Annotated in this window: 16 protein-coding genes; 5 read left to right on the forward strand and 11 right to left on the reverse strand. The window is 58.6% G+C overall.

Annotation, left to right across the window (positions count from 1 at the left end; all coding sequences use genetic code 11):
- Positions 1 to 133 precede the first annotated feature (133 nt).
- A complete protein-coding gene (gene aceK / locus PSH88_RS23325) occupies positions 134 to 1,855 on the reverse strand; it encodes a bifunctional isocitrate dehydrogenase kinase/phosphatase (RefSeq protein WP_305422913.1) in 1,722 nt (573 codons plus the stop codon).
- A gap of 129 nt (positions 1,856 to 1,984) precedes the next feature.
- On the opposite strand from aceK, the gene PSH88_RS23330 reads away from it, so the two are divergent.
- Complete coding sequence (locus tag PSH88_RS23330) at positions 1,985 to 2,893, forward strand: DMT family transporter (protein WP_305422915.1); 909 nt, start codon at positions 1,985 to 1,987, stop codon at positions 2,891 to 2,893.
- 111 nt (positions 2,894 to 3,004) lie between these two features.
- On the opposite strand, the gene PSH88_RS23335 is transcribed toward PSH88_RS23330, so the two are convergent.
- The 3 genes from PSH88_RS23335 to cysK all read right to left on the reverse strand — a co-directional run bounded on the left by PSH88_RS23335 (position 3,005) and on the right by cysK (position 6,725).
- A complete protein-coding gene (locus PSH88_RS23335) occupies positions 3,005 to 3,868 on the reverse strand; it encodes a DMT family transporter (protein ID WP_305422916.1) in 864 nt (287 codons plus the stop codon).
- A 567-nt stretch (positions 3,869 to 4,435) separates the two neighbouring features.
- Positions 4,436 to 5,374: an aspartyl/asparaginyl beta-hydroxylase domain-containing protein gene (locus tag PSH88_RS23340; RefSeq protein WP_305422917.1), complete on the reverse strand. Its 939-nt coding sequence runs from the start codon at positions 5,372 to 5,374 to the stop codon at positions 4,436 to 4,438.
- Between the two features lie 376 nt (positions 5,375 to 5,750).
- Positions 5,751 to 6,725, reverse strand: a complete 975-nt coding sequence (gene cysK, locus PSH88_RS23345) for a cysteine synthase A (protein ID WP_305422918.1) — start codon at positions 6,723 to 6,725, stop codon at positions 5,751 to 5,753.
- A gap of 126 nt (positions 6,726 to 6,851) precedes the next feature.
- On the opposite strand from cysK, the gene PSH88_RS23350 reads away from it, so the two are divergent.
- The 3 genes from PSH88_RS23350 (at position 6,852) to PSH88_RS23360 (ending at position 10,111) form a co-directional block, all read left to right on the forward strand.
- A complete protein-coding gene (locus tag PSH88_RS23350; RefSeq protein WP_305422919.1) occupies positions 6,852 to 7,928 on the forward strand; it encodes a DUF748 domain-containing protein in 1,077 nt (358 codons plus the stop codon).
- 143 nt (positions 7,929 to 8,071) lie between these two features.
- The gene (locus PSH88_RS23355; protein WP_007898718.1) at positions 8,072 to 8,917 is read left to right on the forward strand and encodes an AAA family ATPase; all 846 of its coding nucleotides are present in this window, start codon (positions 8,072 to 8,074) and stop codon (positions 8,915 to 8,917) included.
- Positions 8,918 to 8,932: 15 nt separating this feature from the next.
- Positions 8,933 to 10,111, forward strand: coding sequence for a vWA domain-containing protein (locus tag PSH88_RS23360; RefSeq protein WP_030132618.1), 1,179 nt, complete (start codon positions 8,933 to 8,935; stop codon positions 10,109 to 10,111).
- 115 nt (positions 10,112 to 10,226) lie between these two features.
- On the opposite strand, the gene PSH88_RS23365 is transcribed toward PSH88_RS23360, so the two are convergent.
- The 4 genes from PSH88_RS23365 to PSH88_RS23380 all read right to left on the reverse strand — a co-directional run bounded on the left by PSH88_RS23365 (position 10,227) and on the right by PSH88_RS23380 (position 13,967).
- Positions 10,227 to 11,153 carry a 5-oxoprolinase subunit C family protein gene (locus PSH88_RS23365; protein ID WP_305422921.1) on the reverse strand — a complete coding sequence of 309 codons (927 nt, stop codon included), beginning with the start codon at positions 11,151 to 11,153 and terminating at the stop codon, positions 10,227 to 10,229.
- Positions 11,150 to 11,854 carry a 5-oxoprolinase subunit PxpB gene (pxpB, locus tag PSH88_RS23370; protein WP_305422922.1) on the reverse strand — a complete coding sequence of 235 codons (705 nt, stop codon included), beginning with the start codon at positions 11,852 to 11,854 and terminating at the stop codon, positions 11,150 to 11,152. The genes PSH88_RS23365 and pxpB overlap by 4 nt, the downstream gene beginning before the upstream one ends.
- Positions 11,851 to 12,603 (reverse strand): 5-oxoprolinase subunit PxpA, encoded by a 753-nt coding sequence (locus PSH88_RS23375; RefSeq protein WP_305422924.1) that lies wholly within the window; start codon positions 12,601 to 12,603, stop codon positions 11,851 to 11,853. The genes pxpB and PSH88_RS23375 overlap by 4 nt, the downstream gene beginning before the upstream one ends.
- Before the next feature lie 77 nt (positions 12,604 to 12,680).
- Complete coding sequence (locus tag PSH88_RS23380; protein WP_305422925.1) at positions 12,681 to 13,967, reverse strand: MFS transporter; 1,287 nt, start codon at positions 13,965 to 13,967, stop codon at positions 12,681 to 12,683.
- Between the two features lie 158 nt (positions 13,968 to 14,125).
- On the opposite strand from PSH88_RS23380, the gene PSH88_RS23385 reads away from it, so the two are divergent.
- Positions 14,126 to 15,049: a LysR family transcriptional regulator gene (locus tag PSH88_RS23385; RefSeq protein WP_305422926.1), complete on the forward strand. Its 924-nt coding sequence runs from the start codon at positions 14,126 to 14,128 to the stop codon at positions 15,047 to 15,049.
- Between the two features lie 115 nt (positions 15,050 to 15,164).
- On the opposite strand, the gene PSH88_RS23390 is transcribed toward PSH88_RS23385, so the two are convergent.
- From PSH88_RS23390 to PSH88_RS23400, 3 genes are read right to left on the reverse strand one after another with little or no spacing between them, the layout of a single operon-like run.
- Positions 15,165 to 15,707: a DUF2937 family protein gene (locus PSH88_RS23390; protein WP_201059746.1), complete on the reverse strand. Its 543-nt coding sequence runs from the start codon at positions 15,705 to 15,707 to the stop codon at positions 15,165 to 15,167.
- Between the two features lie 13 nt (positions 15,708 to 15,720).
- On the reverse strand, positions 15,721 to 16,497 hold the full coding sequence (locus PSH88_RS23395) for a class II glutamine amidotransferase (RefSeq protein ID WP_123501094.1): 777 nt from the start codon (positions 16,495 to 16,497) through the stop codon (positions 15,721 to 15,723).
- Positions 16,498 to 16,529: 32 nt separating this feature from the next.
- Positions 16,530 to 17,027 carry an MFS transporter gene (locus PSH88_RS23400; RefSeq protein ID WP_305422928.1) on the reverse strand — a complete coding sequence of 166 codons (498 nt, stop codon included), beginning with the start codon at positions 17,025 to 17,027 and terminating at the stop codon, positions 16,530 to 16,532.
- Positions 17,028 to 17,109: the final 82 nt, after the last annotated feature.

Below are 17,109 nucleotides of genomic sequence, written 5' to 3' on the forward strand. Positions count from 1 at the left end.
AGATTTGCGCCCCCATGTGATCGTTCCCACGCTCTGCGTGGGAATGCAGCCCGGGACGCTCCGCGTCCCAAGAGCGGACGCAGAGCGTCCATTGAGGCATTCTCACGCAGAGCGTGGGAACGATCTCTTGAGGCTATTCGTTATCGAGGCCCTTGCGCCGATACGGAAACACATCAATCACCTTCCCCGCCCGAATCGCCTCCTGCAGCCCCTTCCAGTAATCAGCGTTGTACAACTCACCGTGCAACTGATCGAACAACTTTCGCTGCCCCGAATCGGCAAACAGAAACGGTGGAAATTCCTCGGGAAATACATCCAGTGGCCCGATCGAGTACCACGGTTCGGAGGCCATTTCGTCTTCCGGGGTGCGCGGTTGCGGGATGTGGCGGAAGTTGGCTTCGGTCAGGAAGCAAATCTCATCGTAGTCATAAAACACCACCCGACCGTGACGGGTGACGCCAAAATTCTTCAGCAACATGTCGCCGGGGAAAATGTTCGCTGCCGCCAGTTGCTTGATCGCCAGACCGTAATCCTCCAGCGCCTCGCGAACCTGCGCCTCGTTGGCGTGTTCCAGATAGAGGTTCAACGGCGTCATCCGGCGTTCGGTCCAGCAGTGGCGAATCAACACCGTGTCACCTTCCAGCGATACCGTGGACGCGGCCACCTCAAGCAATTCTTCCAGGCATGCCGGCTCGAACTTGCTCAACGGAAAACGGAAGTCGGCGAACTCCTGGGTATCGGCCATGCGCCCGACCCGGTCGACGCTTTTCACCAGGCGATACTTTTCGATCACCGTGGCGCGGTCGACGTTTTTCGACGGCGAGAAGCGGTCCTTGATGATCTTGAACACGGTGTTGAAGCCCGGCAGGGTAAACACGCTCATGACCATGCCGCGCACGCCGGGGGCCATGATGAACTGGTCGTCGGTGTTGGCCAGGTGATTGATCAGCGCCCGGTAGAACTCGGACTTGCCATGCTTGTAGAAGCCAATCGAGGTGTACAGCTCGGCGATGTGCTTGCCCGGCAGGATGCGTTTGAGAAAGCCGATAAATTCCGCCGGCACCGGCACATCGACCATGAAGTACGAACGGGTGAAGGAGAAAATGATCGACACCTCCGCCTCGTCGGTGATCAGCGCATCGATCTGGATGCCCCGGCCTTCGCGGTGCAGCAGCGGAATCACCAGTGGCCATTGATCGTCCTGGGTGTAAATGCGCCCCACCAGATAGGCGCCCTTATTGCGGTAAAGCACCGAGGAAAACAGCTCGACACTCAGTTCCGGGTCCTTGCAGACCCAATCCGGCAGGTTCTCGCGCAATTGTGCTTCGAGGCGGCGCAGGTCGCCGGACAAATCGGCGTAATCCTCGCTGAAGCGATAGTCGGAAAAAATGCTCGCAAGCATGCCGGACAACTGGCCATGGGGCTTGTAGGTGCGGGTTTGCGCCGCCCGGGCGCGGCGCAGGCTTGGCCGCGTGGTGTGGATGAACATGCAGCCGTCGCTGATCAGGTCGTGGCTGAACAGCCCGCAGAAAATCGAGTTGTACCAGGTCTCGGACAGTTCATCGTCGAAGCGCAGGTCGATCAGGCTGATATAGGCGCTTTTGACCAACGGCCAGCTGCTGACGTCCATCAGCACATCGGCGGCGAACGACTGATGCAGGCGCCCAACCGTTTCGCCGACTTTCTCTTCGTAGAGGTTGATCCGCGCCGCCGACGCGACTTGTGTCGTCTGCCACTGGGCCTGCTCGAAGCGGGCTCGAGCGCCGTCGGTGATCTGACGGAAATGCTCGCGGTAATCGTCAAAGCCATCGAGGATCATTCGGGCGATGTCGGCGGCTGGCCATTGCTGCGGCATAGGTAAAACCTCGGCGGCTGTTCTTGTCGTTGGAGCCTGAGCTTAGTGGCCCTGCGTGACGCAACGCAACCATTGCCTTGTGCCCTGACTGGCGCGACACTTGCGCGCCAATCAAGGAAGGAAAGTGCTGTGAACCCCGTCGATATCCTGCGTATGTTGTCACTTGCCGCCATCTGGGGGGCGAGCTTTCTGTTCATGCGCATTATTGCCCCAGTGATTGGCACAATCCCCACTGCTTTTTTCCGTGTATCGATTGCCGCTGTCGGGCTGCTGGTGATCGTCGGGCTGATGCGCATCAGCTGGGATTTCAAAGGCAAACTCAAGACGGTGATGCTGCTCGGGCTTATCAACTCCGGGATTCCAGCAACCCTCTATTCCGTGGCCGCCCAGGTGTTGCCGGCCGGTTACTCAGCGATTTTCAACGCCACCACGCCTTTGATGGGGGTGTTGATCGGAGGACTGTTCTTCCATGAAAAACTCACCGGCGCGAAGGTCTGCGGGGTGTTTCTCGGACTGTTCGGCGTCGGCATCCTCACCCGCGCAGGTCCGGTGGCGTTCGACATGGAACTGCTGATGGGCGCACTCGCGTGCCTGATGGCCACCACCTGCTATGGCTTTGCCGGGTTCCTCGCCCGACGCTGGCTCGACCATGCCGGCGGTCTCGACAGTCGCCTTTCGGCGTTGGGCAGCATGCTTGGCGCAACGTTGCTTTTGCTGCCGCTGTTCGGCTACAGCGTAATCAGCCAACCACCAGCGAGCTGGGGCGGCTGGAGCGTCTGGTTGTCGTTGCTGGGGTTGGGTTTGGGCTGCACCGCGTTTGCCTACATTATTTACTTCCGCCTGCTCAGCTCGATCGGCCCGGTGAAATCGATGACCGTGACCTTCATGATTCCGCCGTTCGGGGTGTTGTGGGGCGCGCTGTTGCTGAATGAGCCGCTGTCGATGGCGCACCTTTATGGCGGAGTATTGATTGCGGTGGCGTTGTGGCTGGTCTTGAAGCGGGCGGTGGTGAAACCGGTTGAAGTGGTTGCTCGGTAGTGCTGTTGGCAATGCCATCGCGAGCAAGCTCGGTCCCACAATGGATCGGTGTCACGACGAAGATCCAATGTGGGAACGGTGCCCGAAGCAATGCTTCGGGCCTTGTTTGACTCAAGCAGTTTTACGGAAGACGAACACCAGACCAATGATGATCAGCAGCATGCCGAGCATGCTCAATGCCGCCAGGCGGTTGCCAAAAATCAGGTAGTCCATCACCGCCGTCACCGCTGGCACCAGATAGAACAGACTGGTGACATTCACCAGATTGCCCCGGGCGATCAGTCGATACAGCAGCAGCGTCGCCAGCACTGATACCACCAACCCCATCCACAACACCGGCACGATGAACCCTGTGCTGTGTTCAACGTGAAAGGGCTGGAACGGTACGAAGATCCCGCAGAGCAACAGCCCCGCGAGGTACTGCACCGGCAGCGTGCCGAGGGGATTGTCGGTAATACGCTTCTGCATGATCGAGCCGAAGGTCATGCTCGCCAGCGCCAACAGACCGAAGAGCATTCCGGCCAACGACATACCGGCCAAACCGATGCCTTGGTAAACCACCATGATCAAACCGGCCAAACCTAGCGCCAGACCGAACATCCGGCTTATTGATCGGTGCCGCTCCATGATCACTACGGTGAGAATCGGTTGAACGCCCATGATGGTTGCCATCATTCCCGGCGTGACATTCAGGTTGAGGGCCAGCAGATAGAAAATCTGATAAGCCCCCAGCAACACCACGCCCGTGGCCATCGCATACAACATCGGCTTGCCGCCCTTGGGCAGTTTCAGCTTGAGCAACGGCATCAACAGCACCAGCCCGCACAAGGCGATGGCGAAACGAACCAGCAAAAAGGCAAAGGGAGACGCGTGGGCCAGGCCCCATTTAGAGAAGATCGCCCCGCTGCTCCACAGCAAAACGAACAGGCTCGTGGACGCCGCCGCGAGCGCGGATTTTTTCGAAAGGACAAACATGAATACCACCTGTAGTCAGGCAAAAAGCCAACTCAGCCGAAGCTGAAATTCAGTAGTTTTTTCAGGCGCTTTTCAGATGGGCACGGGAACAGCAGAAAAAAGCTGATCAGCCCGAAAAGCCAACGCCTGGCGGTGATACGACTGCGCACACCGGCGTGCTACTGACAGGTGGGGGGTAATGACTGATCTGCGCAGGCTGCTGATTCCCGCACGGCACGACGCCAGCGTTGACCGCTGAATCGACTACCGCATTGATGGGGGAAGCTGGCATGGGCTGATCTTTTTTGATGGGTGAAAGGGTGGTTCAGGAAACCACCGAGGGCCGACTATAACCAGCGTGTGACATGTATTGCAATGACTTGGACAAAGGGCCAGTAGCAGCTGTCGAGCTCCCGCGAGGCTGCGTTCGGCTGCGAAGCAGTCGTCAATCCGATCACCTTGATTTACCTGAAAAACCGCATTGGCTGATTTACGACTGCTTCGCAGCCGAACGCAGGCTTCGCCAGCTGCTACAGATCGCATTACGGCTTAACTGACTGGGGATGGCTTTTTGTGCAGAAACCGGTCTCAACCAAACAGCCAATACCCCAACAACGTCAACACCACCACCGCCAGCACCGGTCGCAATACGCGGTAAGCCTTGGGGTTACGACGCTTCCACTGTTTGACCATACCGCTGAATTTGTCGCTGAAGTTCTTGCTCCAGGCATAGGCCTGATTGATCCCGCCAACGCGTTCATCGTCAAGGTTCTGGGGTGCAGTGGCGCGCCCCAGCAAGCCGCTGATCCAGCGGTTGATACGGGTCATGAGGCGGTTGCTCATCGGTCGCTCGATGTCGCAAAACAGGATGACCCGGGTTTGCTCGGTTTCGTTCTTGACCCAGTGCACGTAGGTTTCATCGAACATCACGTCTTCCCCATCACGCCAGGCATAAACCTGACCATCGACGAAGATGCGGCAATGATCGGAATTCGGTGTCGACAGACCCAAGTGATAACGCAAAGAACCGGCGAACGGGTCGCGATGCGGGTTGAGGTGACTGCCACCGGGTAGCAGCGCAAACATGGCGCCTTTGATGTTGGGAATACTGCTGACCAACGCCACGGTTTTCGGGCACAAGGTTTCGGCCGACGGCAGGGGTTTGTCATACCACTTGAGGTAGAAACGCTTCCAGCCCTTCTTGAAGAATGAACCGAAACCGGCGTCGTTGTTCCTTTCGGCGGCGCGAATATAGCCCTCGTCGAACAAGTGCATGGCTTCATCGCGGATAACTTCCCAGTTGTCCCTGAGCACATCCAGTTCGGGGAACTTGCTGCGGTCCAGGTAGGGCTTGGATGGCACGCTGGAGAACAGGTACATCAGGGCGTTATAGGGTGCAAACAGGGCCGAGTGATTGACGAACTGACGCAGAACCGGCAAACGCGCCTTGCCACGCAAGTGCACATAGAGTGTGCTGCCGAGGAACAGCAACAACACCGACGCCTTCGCGACAAAGGGAAAGTTCATCTACAACTCCTTGATAGTAGGTAACTTTGCACAACGCCATTTACCCGACGTGGCAGTCGGCCATGATAAACACTACCGGCCTCGGGAAAAACCCGCATAACGCAACATTCAGTGTTAAGGATTACGCAATAAACACTTATTAACACAGGGTTCCTGAATGGGGGCTGACCCGAATCAACCCCTATGATAAGGAGGCTTGCCCCAATTCCTGTGGGAGCGTGGCTTGCCCGCGAAGAACGATGACGCGTAATACCTGACAAACCGCGGTGCATTCTTCGCGGGCAAGCCACGCTCCCACAGGATTTTCGTCGTTCACATTTCTTGACTTACCGGCACTGGGACTTGCTCCCGTTCGCCTGCAAAGCAATCGTAAATGTTATTGCTGATTCTCCTGTTCGGTAAACAGATCACTGAACAGCATGCTCGACAGGTAGCGTTCGCCAGAGTCGGGCAGGATCACCACGATGGTCTTGCCCTGCATTTCCGGGGTTTCGGCCAGCCGCACAGCCACTGCCATGGCAGCGCCGCATGAGATACCGCTCAAAATCCCTTCTTCCTGCATCAGCCGCAGGGCCATCGCCTTGGACTCATCGTCGCTGACCAGCTCCACCCGATCGACCATCGACAGATCCAGGTTCTTCGGCACAAAACCAGCGCCGATGCCCTGGATTTTATGAGGGCTCGGCTTGATCTCTTCCCCGGCCATCGCCTGGGTGATCACAGGAGATACCAGCGGCTCCACCGCCACCGAGATAATCGGCTTGCCCTGGGTATTCTTGATATACCGCGAAACCCCGGTAATGGTTCCACCCGTTCCGACGCCCGCTACCAGCACATCAACCGCGCCGTCGGTGTCGTTCCAGATCTCCGGCCCGGTGGTTTTTTCGTGGATGGCCGGGTTGGCCGGGTTTTCGAACTGCGCCGGCATGAAGTAGGTGGATGGATCACTGGCGAGGATTTCGGCGGCCTTCTCGATCGCGCCTTTCATGCCTTTGGCCGGTTCCGTCAACACCAGTTCGGCACCAAGGGCTTTGAGCACCTTGCGTCGTTCGATGCTCATGGACGCCGGCATGGTCAATACCAGTCGATAACCGCGGGCGGCGGCAACGAACGCCAGGCCGATGCCGGTATTGCCCGAAGTCGGTTCGATGATGGTCATGCCGGGCTTGAGTTTACCGCTGCTTTCGGCCTCCCAGATCATGTTCGCGCCGATCCGGCACTTGACCGAATAACCGGGGTTGCGCCCTTCGATCTTGGCCAGGATGGTGACACCGCGCGGGGCGATACGGTTGATCTGCACCAGCGGCGTATTGCCAATGGAATGGGCGTTGTCAGCATAAATACGGCTCATGGCTGGGTCCTTATACAGCGTTGAATTAACTGTCCAAGGTATGCCTGTTACCCGTGGTCGTCCAGTCAGTCGAACGTCCGCTTACCCCCGCAGTCAATCGCTTTATACCGCCAGAGATTTGCTGCCATGAAGCGTCGATACAGTTGGCCCCTGTGGACCCTCGCCGGCATCGTTCTGCTGCTGGTTGCCCTGCACATTGCCCTGCCCTACGTGGTGCGCGATTACCTCAACGAAAGATTGGCGAACATGGGTGACTACCGCGGGCAGATTACCGACGTAGACCTGGCCCTGTGGCGCGGCGCCTACAAAATCAATGGACTGAAAATCGTCAAGGTCAATGGCAAGGTTCCCGTGCCTTTCGTCAACGCGCCATTAATTGACCTCTCCGTCAGCTGGCACTCGCTCTGGTACGACCATGCCGTGGTGGGCGAGGCCCAGTTCGACAAACCCGAGGTGAACTTCGTCGACGGCGGTGCCAACAAAAAAAACTCCCAGACCGGTCAGGGCACCGACTGGCGGGCACAATTGGAAAAACTGCTGCCGATCACCCTGAATGAAGTTCGGATCAACGATGGCCGGATCACCTTTCGAAACTTCAATTCAAAACCGCCCGTAAACATGAATGCCACCCAGGTCAATGCGAGCATTTACAACCTGACCAATGTGGTCGACACCGAAGGGAAACGCGACGCCCGATTCGATGGCAAGGCACTGCTACTGGGACATGCTCCGCTGGAAACAACGGCAACCTTCGATCCGCTGAGCGACTTTCAGAGTTTCGAATTCCGCCTGCGCGCCAAGAACCTGGAACTCAAACGCCTGAACGACTTCGCCGCGGCCTACGGCAAATTCGACTTCAACGCCGGCCACGGTGATCTGGTCATCGAAGCCGAAGCCAACAAGGGGCAACTCACCGGCTACATCAAACCGCTATTGCGCGACGTCGATGTGTTCAATTGGCAACAGGACGTGGAAAACAAAAACAAAGGGATTTTCCGTTCCATCTGGGAAGCGCTCGTCGGCGGCACCGAGAACGTGCTGAAGAATCAGCCAAAAAACCAGTTCGCCACGCGGGTTCAGCTCAGGGGCAACGTGCATCAGCGGGATATCAGCGCATTCGAGGCGTTTTTGCAGATTTTGCGTAATGGTTTTATCGAGGCCTTCAATGCCCAGTACGAACGGCCCAAGCCGGATACGGACTGAGTCAAGATGTGACGCCCCATTCAGAGACTGAATAAGCCGTCTGCGTTCACAGTCGACCGGGCAGCGCGTTATAGTCGGGTACTACAATTATTGCGCCCCGCCCTGCCTCGTTCAGGTCGGCGTTACCGTTCGAGGATTAGCAGATGAAGTTCGAAGGCACCCAGGCCTACGTCGCCACCGATGACCTGAAGCTGGCGGTCAACGCCGCCATCACTCTGGAACGGCCACTGCTGGTCAAGGGCGAGCCAGGCACCGGCAAGACCATGCTCGCCGAGCAACTGGCCGAGTCCTTCGGCGCCAAGTTGATTACCTGGCACATCAAGTCCACCACCAAGGCGCATCAAGGTTTGTACGAGTACGACGCGGTCAGTCGCCTGCGGGACTCGCAGTTGGGTACGGAGAAGGTCCACGACGTTCGCAACTACCTGAAAAAGGGCAAGCTCTGGGAAGCGTTCGAGTCCGAAGAGCGGGTGATTCTGCTGATCGACGAAATCGACAAGGCCGACATCGAGTTCCCTAACGACCTGCTACAAGAACTCGACAAGATGGAGTTCTACGTTTACGAGATCGACGAGACCATCAAGGCTAAAAAGCGTCCGATCATCATCATTACCTCCAACAACGAGAAAGAGCTGCCGGATGCCTTCCTGCGCCGCTGCTTCTTCCACTACATCGCCTTCCCGGATCGCGTCACGATGCAACGGATCGTCGACGTGCATTATCCGAACATCAAGAAAGACCTGGTCAGCGAAGCGCTGGACGTGTTCTTCGACGTGCGCAAGGTGCCGGGCCTGAAGAAGAAGCCCTCGACCTCCGAACTGGTGGACTGGCTGAAACTGTTGATGGCCGACAACATCGGCGAAGCAGTACTGCGCGAGCGCGATCCGACCAAGGCCATTCCGCCACTGGCAGGTGCGTTGGTGAAGAATGAACAAGACGTGCAATTGCTCGAGCGTCTGGCGTTCATGAGCCGTCGCGGTACTCGCTAACAAAGGGCAATCGCCATGCTGCTCAACCTGTTCAATGAAATGCGCGCCGCCAAGGTGCCGGTCTCGGTGCGGGAACTGCTGGACCTGATCAACGCGCTGAAACAGCGCGTGACCTTCGCCGACATGGACGAGTTCTATTACTTGTCACGGGCGATTCTGGTGAAGGACGAAAAGCATTTCGACAAGTTCGACCGGGCGTTCGGTGCCTACTTCAATGGGCTGGAAAAGCTCGACGATCACCTCCAGGCGTTGATTCCGGAAGACTGGCTGCGCAAGGAATTCGAGCGTTCCCTGACCGATGAAGAGCGGGCCGCGATCCAGTCCCTCGGCGGCCTGGACAAGCTGATCGAAGAGTTCAAGAAGCGCCTGGAAGAACAGAAAGAACGCCATGCCGGTGGCAACAAATGGATCGGCACCGGCGGCACCAGCCCGTTCGGCTCCGGTGGCTTCAACCCGGAAGGCATTCGGGTCGGCGATGCCGGCAAGCGTCAGGGCAAAGCGGTGAAAGTCTGGGATCAGCGCGAATACAAGAACCTCGACGATTCGGTAGAACTGGGCACGCGCAACATCAAGGTCGCCCTGCGTCGCTTGCGTAAATTTGCCCGTCAGGGCGCAGCGGAAGAACTGGACATCGATGGCACCATCGACCATACCGCGCGCGATGCCGGGTTACTGAACATCCAGATGCGTCCGGAGCGCCGCAACACCGTCAAGTTGCTGCTGCTGTTCGACATCGGCGGTTCGATGGACGCCCACGTGAAGATCTGCGAAGAGCTGTTCTCGGCCTGCAAGACCGAGTTCAAACATCTGGAGTACTTCTACTTCCACAACTTCATTTATGAATCGGTGTGGAAGAACAACATGCGCCGTACCTCCGAGCGCACCGCCACCCAGGACCTGCTGCACAAGTACGGCGCTGACTACAAAGTGATCTTCATCGGCGACGCCGCCATGGCGCCCTATGAAATCACCCAGGCCGGTGGCAGCGTCGAACACTGGAACGAAGAAGCCGGTTACGTGTGGATGCAGCGCTTCAAGGAAAAGTACAAGAAGCTCATCTGGATCAACCCGTACCCGAAAGACACCTGGGGCTATACCTCATCGACCAATATCGTGCGGGATTTGATTGATGATCAGATGTATCCGCTGACGTTGCGGGGGTTGGAGGAAGGGATGCGGTTTTTGTCCAAATAATCTCTGTTGTCTGGACTGACGCCATCGCGGGCAAGCCCGCTCCCACAAGGATTAGCATTGTTCACACATTTGTGAGCACCACGTACCCTGTGAGAGCGGGCTTGCCCGCGAGCTTTTAGCGGCCTGAAAACCGCCGCAAATACTCGACATGTTCGCGATGCGCCACATCCTGCACCACCGGCTTCAACCGCACCTTAGCCCCCGGCAAACACTGCGCCAACCGCGCCAATGCCAACGGCGTCAACGCCCCCAGTCGCGGATAACCGCCTATGGTCTGCCGATCATTGAGCAGCACAATCGGCTGCCCGTCCGGTGGCACCTGAACCGCGCCCAGCGGGATGCCTTCGGAAATCATCGGCTTGCCCTGATACTGCAACGCCGTTCCCAACAGGCGAATGCCCATGCGGTCAGCGCGGCTGTCGAGGGTCCAGGTGCTGTTGAACGCGTCGAACAAACTCTGTCCACTGAACTCGCCAATCTGTGCACCTAGCACCAGCTCCAGCGGCGCATTGAGTTTGAAATCCGGCACTTGTTCAGGCGCCAACTCCCGCAGCAGTAGCAACGAGCTCCCCGAGTAGCTCAACTGCGCATCTTTGGCCAACGCCCGACCCATGCCATCCAGCCCACCGAGTTCCTCACGGACCACCGTTGCGCTACTGCCCAACACCTTTGGCGCATCAAATCCGCCCGGGACCGCCAAATAAGCCCGAGCGCCAAGCAGCGGCTGAGTGAATTGCAATTGCTGACCTTTGTTTAGCCTGAAACTGCGCCACGGTGCCAATGCCTCGCCATCCACCTGCGCCCCCAGATCTGCCCCGGCCAACGCCAGCACGCAATCTTCCTGGGCAATGACCGTAAACCCGCCGAGGGTGATTTCGACCACCGATGCATCCAGCCCATTGCCCAGCAGCCAATTGGCCCACGACATCGATCGCCAATCCGCCGCGCCGCCCTGGGTCACGCCCAGATGCCGCACGCCAAACCGCCCGGCGTCCTGCAACAGGCACAGCGGTGTACTTGCTGCAATCGTCAGTCGGCTCATGCCAGGGCCTCCAACGGCGTGTCATCACCGCCCAGATTGATGAACTCGGCATGGCTGATCGCTTCGAAGCGCACGGTGTCGCCTGGTTGCATCAGGCTGTAGCCGTCGCGCTCGCGGTCGAACAATTTGGCCGGGGTACGGCCGATCAGGTTCCAGCCGCCGGGGGACACCACCGGATAGGCCGCGGTCTGGCGTTCGGCGATGCCGACACTGCCGGCCGCCACTTTTTTGCGCGGAGTATTCAGACGCGGTGCAGCCAATATTTCGTCCACCAATCCCATGAAAGCGAACCCCGGTGCGAAGCCCAATGCGAACACCTGATACTCGTGTTCGCTGTGGCAGCGGATCACCTCTTCCACCGTTAATCCGCTGCGCTGAGACAGTAACGTCAGTTCCGGGCCGACACTCAGGTCATACCAGACCGGCAACACATGGCATTTACCGCTGGCCCGAGCGTTGGGCGACAGATCGATCAAGGCTTCAGCGATCAATTCCCGCGCCTGGGCCGGATTCAGTGCCAGCAAATCATAATGCACCATCAACGTCGTGTAAGACGGCACCAGATCGATCAAATGGCGGGCGAACGCTGCTCGCAGACGCTCGCTGGCCGCGAGCATCCAGGGCATGTTGGCCTCGCTGATTTCATCGAACAGACGCACCATCAGGCAATCCAGCGCCACCACTTCTACCCGTGGGTTCATGATGCGCTCTGCTGATTCAAGGCTTCGCGAATGCGCTGCACGGCAGCCACCGAACTGGCGTTGTCGCCGTGTACGCAAAGGGTGTTGGCCTGCAAATGCAAGGCACTGCCATCGCTGGCCGTAAGATTGTCACCGCGGGCAATGATCAATGCCTGTTCGATGATTTTCTCGGGGTCGTGATGCACGGCGCCCGGCAGTTGCCGCGAGACTAGCCTGCCTGCGCTGTCGTAAGCGCGATCGGCGAAGGCTTCGAACCACAACGTCACGCCATATTCATCGCCGAGTTGCTGCGCGGCGCTGTTGTCGCGGGTCGCCATCAGCATCAACGGCAATGTCCGGTCGTAGGCTGCCACGGCCTGAATCACCGCGCGCAGTTGCGCCGGGTTGGCCATCATGTCGTTGTACATCGCGCCGTGGGGTTTGACGTAACTCACCCGCCCACCCTGCGCCCGGCAGATGCCGTCAAGGGCGCCGATCTGGTAATGCAACAGGTCCTGCAGTTCCTGGGCGGTATAAGCCATGGATCGGCGACCGAACCCCACCAGATCCTGATAGGCCGGGTGCGCGCCAATCTGCACGCCGTGGCTCAGGGCCAGGCTGACGGTCTTGCGCATGATGCTCGGGTCGCCGGCATGGAAGCCACAGGCGATGTTGGCGCAGTCGATGAAGGGCATGACCTCGGCGTCCAGACCCATGGTCCAGTTACCGAAACTCTCGCCGATGTCGCAGTTCAATAGCAGGCGGTTCACGGTGAACACTCCTGTAGGCTTTTATCTTCTTAACTGAAGGACATTGCCCCTCAGATTATCAGTTAGCGGATGTTCGGTTATTGAGCGTCGAGTTGCCTGCCACGGGTTTCCGGCAGGCTCAGGGCCGCCAGGATCACTACCCCGTAGGACACCGCCGCGAAGGCCCCGATTCCCACGCTCAGTGGCACCTTCTGGCTGAGCAAGCCGATCAGCAGCGGAAACAATGCCGCCAGCGCCCGACCGATGTTGTAGCAAAAACCCTGGCCCGAGCCGCGAATCCGTGTCGGAAACAGCTCGGTCAAAAACGCGCCCATGCCGCTGAAGATCCCCGAAGCGAAGAAGCCCAAGGGGAAACCCAGCCAGAGCATCACACCATTGCTGACTGGTAACTGGGTGTACAGCAGAACAATGGTGAACGAGCCGACGGCGAACAGAATGAAGTTCTTTTTACGACCAAGGATGTCAGTCAAATACGCACTGATCACGTATCCGACGTAGGACCCGACGATCACCATCGCCAGATAACCGCCCGTGCCGAGTACGCTCAAGCCCCGTTCGTTTTTCAGAAACGTCGGCAGCCAGGAAGTGATCGCGTAGTAACCGCCGAGCGCGCCGGTGGTCAGGATCGACGCGCGGATCGTGGTGAAAAGGATGCCGGGGGCGAAGATTTCGTAGAATTTGGCGGGGTTGCTTGGCTCTTGTTTGGCCTTGGCTTCACGATAGATTTCCGGGTCTTTCACCAAGCGACGGACGAAGATCACGAAAATCGCCGGCACGATGCCGAGGATGAACAATGCCCGCCAGGCGTCTTCCGGTGGCAACACCGAAAACAGCAGCGCATACAGAATCGCCGTCAGTCCCCAACCCAAAGCCCAACCCGATTGCACCATGCCGACGGCTTTGCCACGGTCCTTGGCGCGGATCACTTCGCCGATCAGCACCGCGCCAGCGGTCCATTCACCGCCGAAGCCGAAGCCCATCAAGGTGCGTGCAATCAGCAGTTGTTCGTAGTTCTGGGCGAAGCCACAGAGGAACGTGAAGAAGGCGAACCAGAGCACCGTCAGTTGCAGCGTGCGCACCCGACCGATGCGGTCGGAGAGAATCCCCGCCACCCATCCACCGATGGCCGAGGCGATCAGGGTGCTGGTGTGGATCAGCCCGGCCTGGCCGGTGGTGATGCCCCACATGGCAATCAGGGTCGGCACCACGAAGCTGAGCATCTGGGTGTCCATGCCGTCCAGGCCATAGCCGATCTTGCAGCTCCAGAACGTGCGACGCTCCTGTTTATTGATGTTGCGATACCAGTCGAAAGGTCCCGGGCGAGCCGTGGTCTTGGGGATATCGAGGGTGTCGGGCGCACTCATGGCAAATCTCCGCGCAATTTTATTGGTATTGTTCTGAGCCCCGACGACGCCTATCGTGGGAACCGGATGGCCTGATTTTTGGGCGGTTGGCCCTGCTGCGTCCAACTAATAAAAACCCGCCCTAGACATAAGAAAAACTTTATCCACGAGCCGCCCCCATGAACCTGAAGTTTCTCGAGACCTTTGTCTGGGTCGCCCGTCTCAAGAGTTTTCGCCTGACGGCCGACAAGCTCTTCACCACACAGGCATCGATTTCCAGCCGTATCGCCGTGCTCGAAGGCGAGCTCGGGGTGAAGCTGTTCCTGCGCGATTCTCGCGGCGTGAGCCTGACGCCCGAAGGCCTGAAAGTGCTCGAATATGCCGAGCAGATGATGGACACGATGCAGGCGCTCAAGCATTCGATCGAGACGCGCTCAAGCAAGGCCGGGCGGGTCCGGATCGGCGTCATGGACACCGTGATCCACACCTGGCTCAGCCCGTTGGTGGCGCAAATGATGGATCACTACCCACTGGTGGAAATCGAACTGGTGGCCGATACCGCGCTCAACCTCTGCGATCAGCTGCAAAAAGGCTTTCTCGATCTGATCCTGCAAACCGACCTGCTGCGCCAGGAAAGCGTGCGCAGCCTGGAGCTCGCCAGTCATCCGATGGGCTGGATCGTGGCCAGTAATTCCATCTACAACCGCGAGTATTCAGGTGTCGCCGATCTGGCGCGGGAGCGGATCATCACCTATTCGAAAAACTCCCATCCTCACCAGGACATCTTGAGCCTGATGCAGGCCAACGGGATCATGGCACCACGGCTGAACTGTGTGAATTCAGTGTCGGCGATTACCCGATTGCTGAGGGACGGCTTCGGCATTGGCGCGTTACCGCCGGTGTTGGTCGCCGAGGAGTTGGCGCGGGGGGAATTGACCTTGCTGGCCATAGATCAACGACCGCCGAACTTGCAGGTGGTGGTGTCGTGGCGGGTTGGCGTGGAGTGGGTCGAAGAAATCGTGGCGCTGTGTCAGCAAGTCGTGGAGCGCTATGCGCATAAAGTGGGCGAGCAGTACATCGTCTTGAGCAAGCCTTCGGTTTGATCGTTCCCACGCTCCGCGTGGGAATGCAGCCCGGGACGCTCCGGGTCCCATTTAAAGCCGAACGCAGAGCGTCCGTTGAGGCATTCCCACGCAGAGCGTGGGAACGATCATCGACTCAAAGACCGCGCAAATCGCGCTCTTCGATCGGCCGGCTCTGGCGCAAACGCTTGCCGCCCAGCACCACCCAGTCAATCAGTCGGAACAGGCATTCAATGCCGAACGACAGCAGCAACGCGCCGCTCATGCCCCAGATCATCGCTTCCGGTGTCAGCAGGATCTGATAGCTGTAGCCGTTCCAGGTTTCCTTGCGAATATCCGGGTCGGCGGCCAGGGCCACTTGCAGGACGCGGATGTACCACGGGCCCTGCATGGCCTGGAATTGCTTGTCGAGGGCCAGTTGACGGGTGAGCAAGGTGCTCAGGCTGTCGGCATCGCTGCGAAAGATCGGGTCTTCGCTGGCACGGTAATGGGCCACGAGCGCCTGCATATCACCCTTGAAAAATTGATTGGCGGTGCCCTGAAAACCGCTCAAACCGGTCTGCGCCTCGATCAGATGCGCCTCGACCCGCTTGGCATAATCACTGATGAATCCAGGCACCTGGACACCGATCAACAAGCCCGCCGCGAACAACACCAGCCGAAGATAACTGAGCAACATGGGGGAGAGATCCTTATTCGGTCTTGCCCTGGCTGACGCATTCACCGCGTCGCCAGAGGCTCCATTGGCCCGGTTCGTAGCGGGTCCAGGTTTCGTTTTCGGTCAAGGGTTCGGTAGCAATTACCGTGACCACATCATTGGGTGTGGTTTCGGCCTGGAAGTCGACGATCACATCGACGTCCTTCAAACGCGCCGGGCCGAACGGTGCACGGCGGGTGATCTGCGCCAGTTTGCTCGAGCAGTAGCAGAACAGCCAGTCACCATCGCTGAGCAAGCAGTTGAACACGCCTTTGCTGCGGTACTCGGCGCAGGCGGCCACCAAGTCTGGCAACAGCGCTTCGATGTCTACCGGCTCGGGGAACGCAGCGCGTACCCGATTGAGCAAATCGCAAAACGCCGCTTCGCTGTCGGTATCGCCAACGGGGCGGTAAAAACTGGCGGTCGGATTGAAATCGGCCAATTGGCCGTTGTGGGCGAAACACCAGTTGCGCCCCCACAACTCGCGCACAAACGGGTGAGTGTTGGACAGGCAGACCTTACCGACGTTGGCCTGGCGAATGTGCCCGATCACCACTTCGCTTTTGATCGGATAGCGCTGCACCAGGTTCGCCACTTCCGACTCGCTGCTCGCCGCCGGGTCCTGGAACAGCCGCAGGCCACGGCCTTCATAAAAAGCGATGCCCCAACCGTCACGGTGCGGCCCGGTGCGACCGCCGCGCTGCATCAGCCCGGTGAAGCTGAACACGATATCGGTCGGGACATTGGCGCTCATGCCCAATAACTCACACATGCTCGGACTCTCGATTCAGTACAGGGGCACGATTACAGACGTGGTTCGACCCGCAAACGCTGCGGGTTGCTCGGCACCGGTGGCCGACCGTAACGATCATCGCCGGCACCGCCGAAAGGCTGATCGTCGTCAGGCTCGTCGGCCCGCGCCGCTGCCTTGGCGGCAGCCGCCTGTTCCTTGCGAGCTTTGGAGGCGCGCTCGATGGGAAAACGGATGGCCACGAACACCAGGTATATGCCGAAGACAATCATGCCGTACATGAACAGATCGGAAACCGCGCGCCAGGCGTTGTTGCCGACCTTGAACAGCAAGTCGAGGGCAGTAATAGCGATGGACGGGGCGACCTTTTCTTTCACCGGGTCGATGATGGTCGGGCTGAACAGCAACACCGCCACCAGCAGCCGCAGCGGCTCACGCAGCCAACGCCACATCCAGCGGGTGATGCGCATCCACACCAACAGGCAGCCTAAAGCGGCAAAGGCGTAGAGGCCCCAAGCGATCAGATAGTCGTTCTCGGTCATGGTGTCCATGGCAAGGCAGGCAAAGAGGCGCTTATAGTAACGACTTTTCGCACGTCAGGCTTGTCCCAATACCAGTCGGGCAAGACACAGA

The sequence above is a fragment of the Pseudomonas wuhanensis genome (assembly GCF_030687395.1).
Taxonomy (GTDB): domain Bacteria; phylum Pseudomonadota; class Gammaproteobacteria; order Pseudomonadales; family Pseudomonadaceae; genus Aquipseudomonas; species Aquipseudomonas wuhanensis.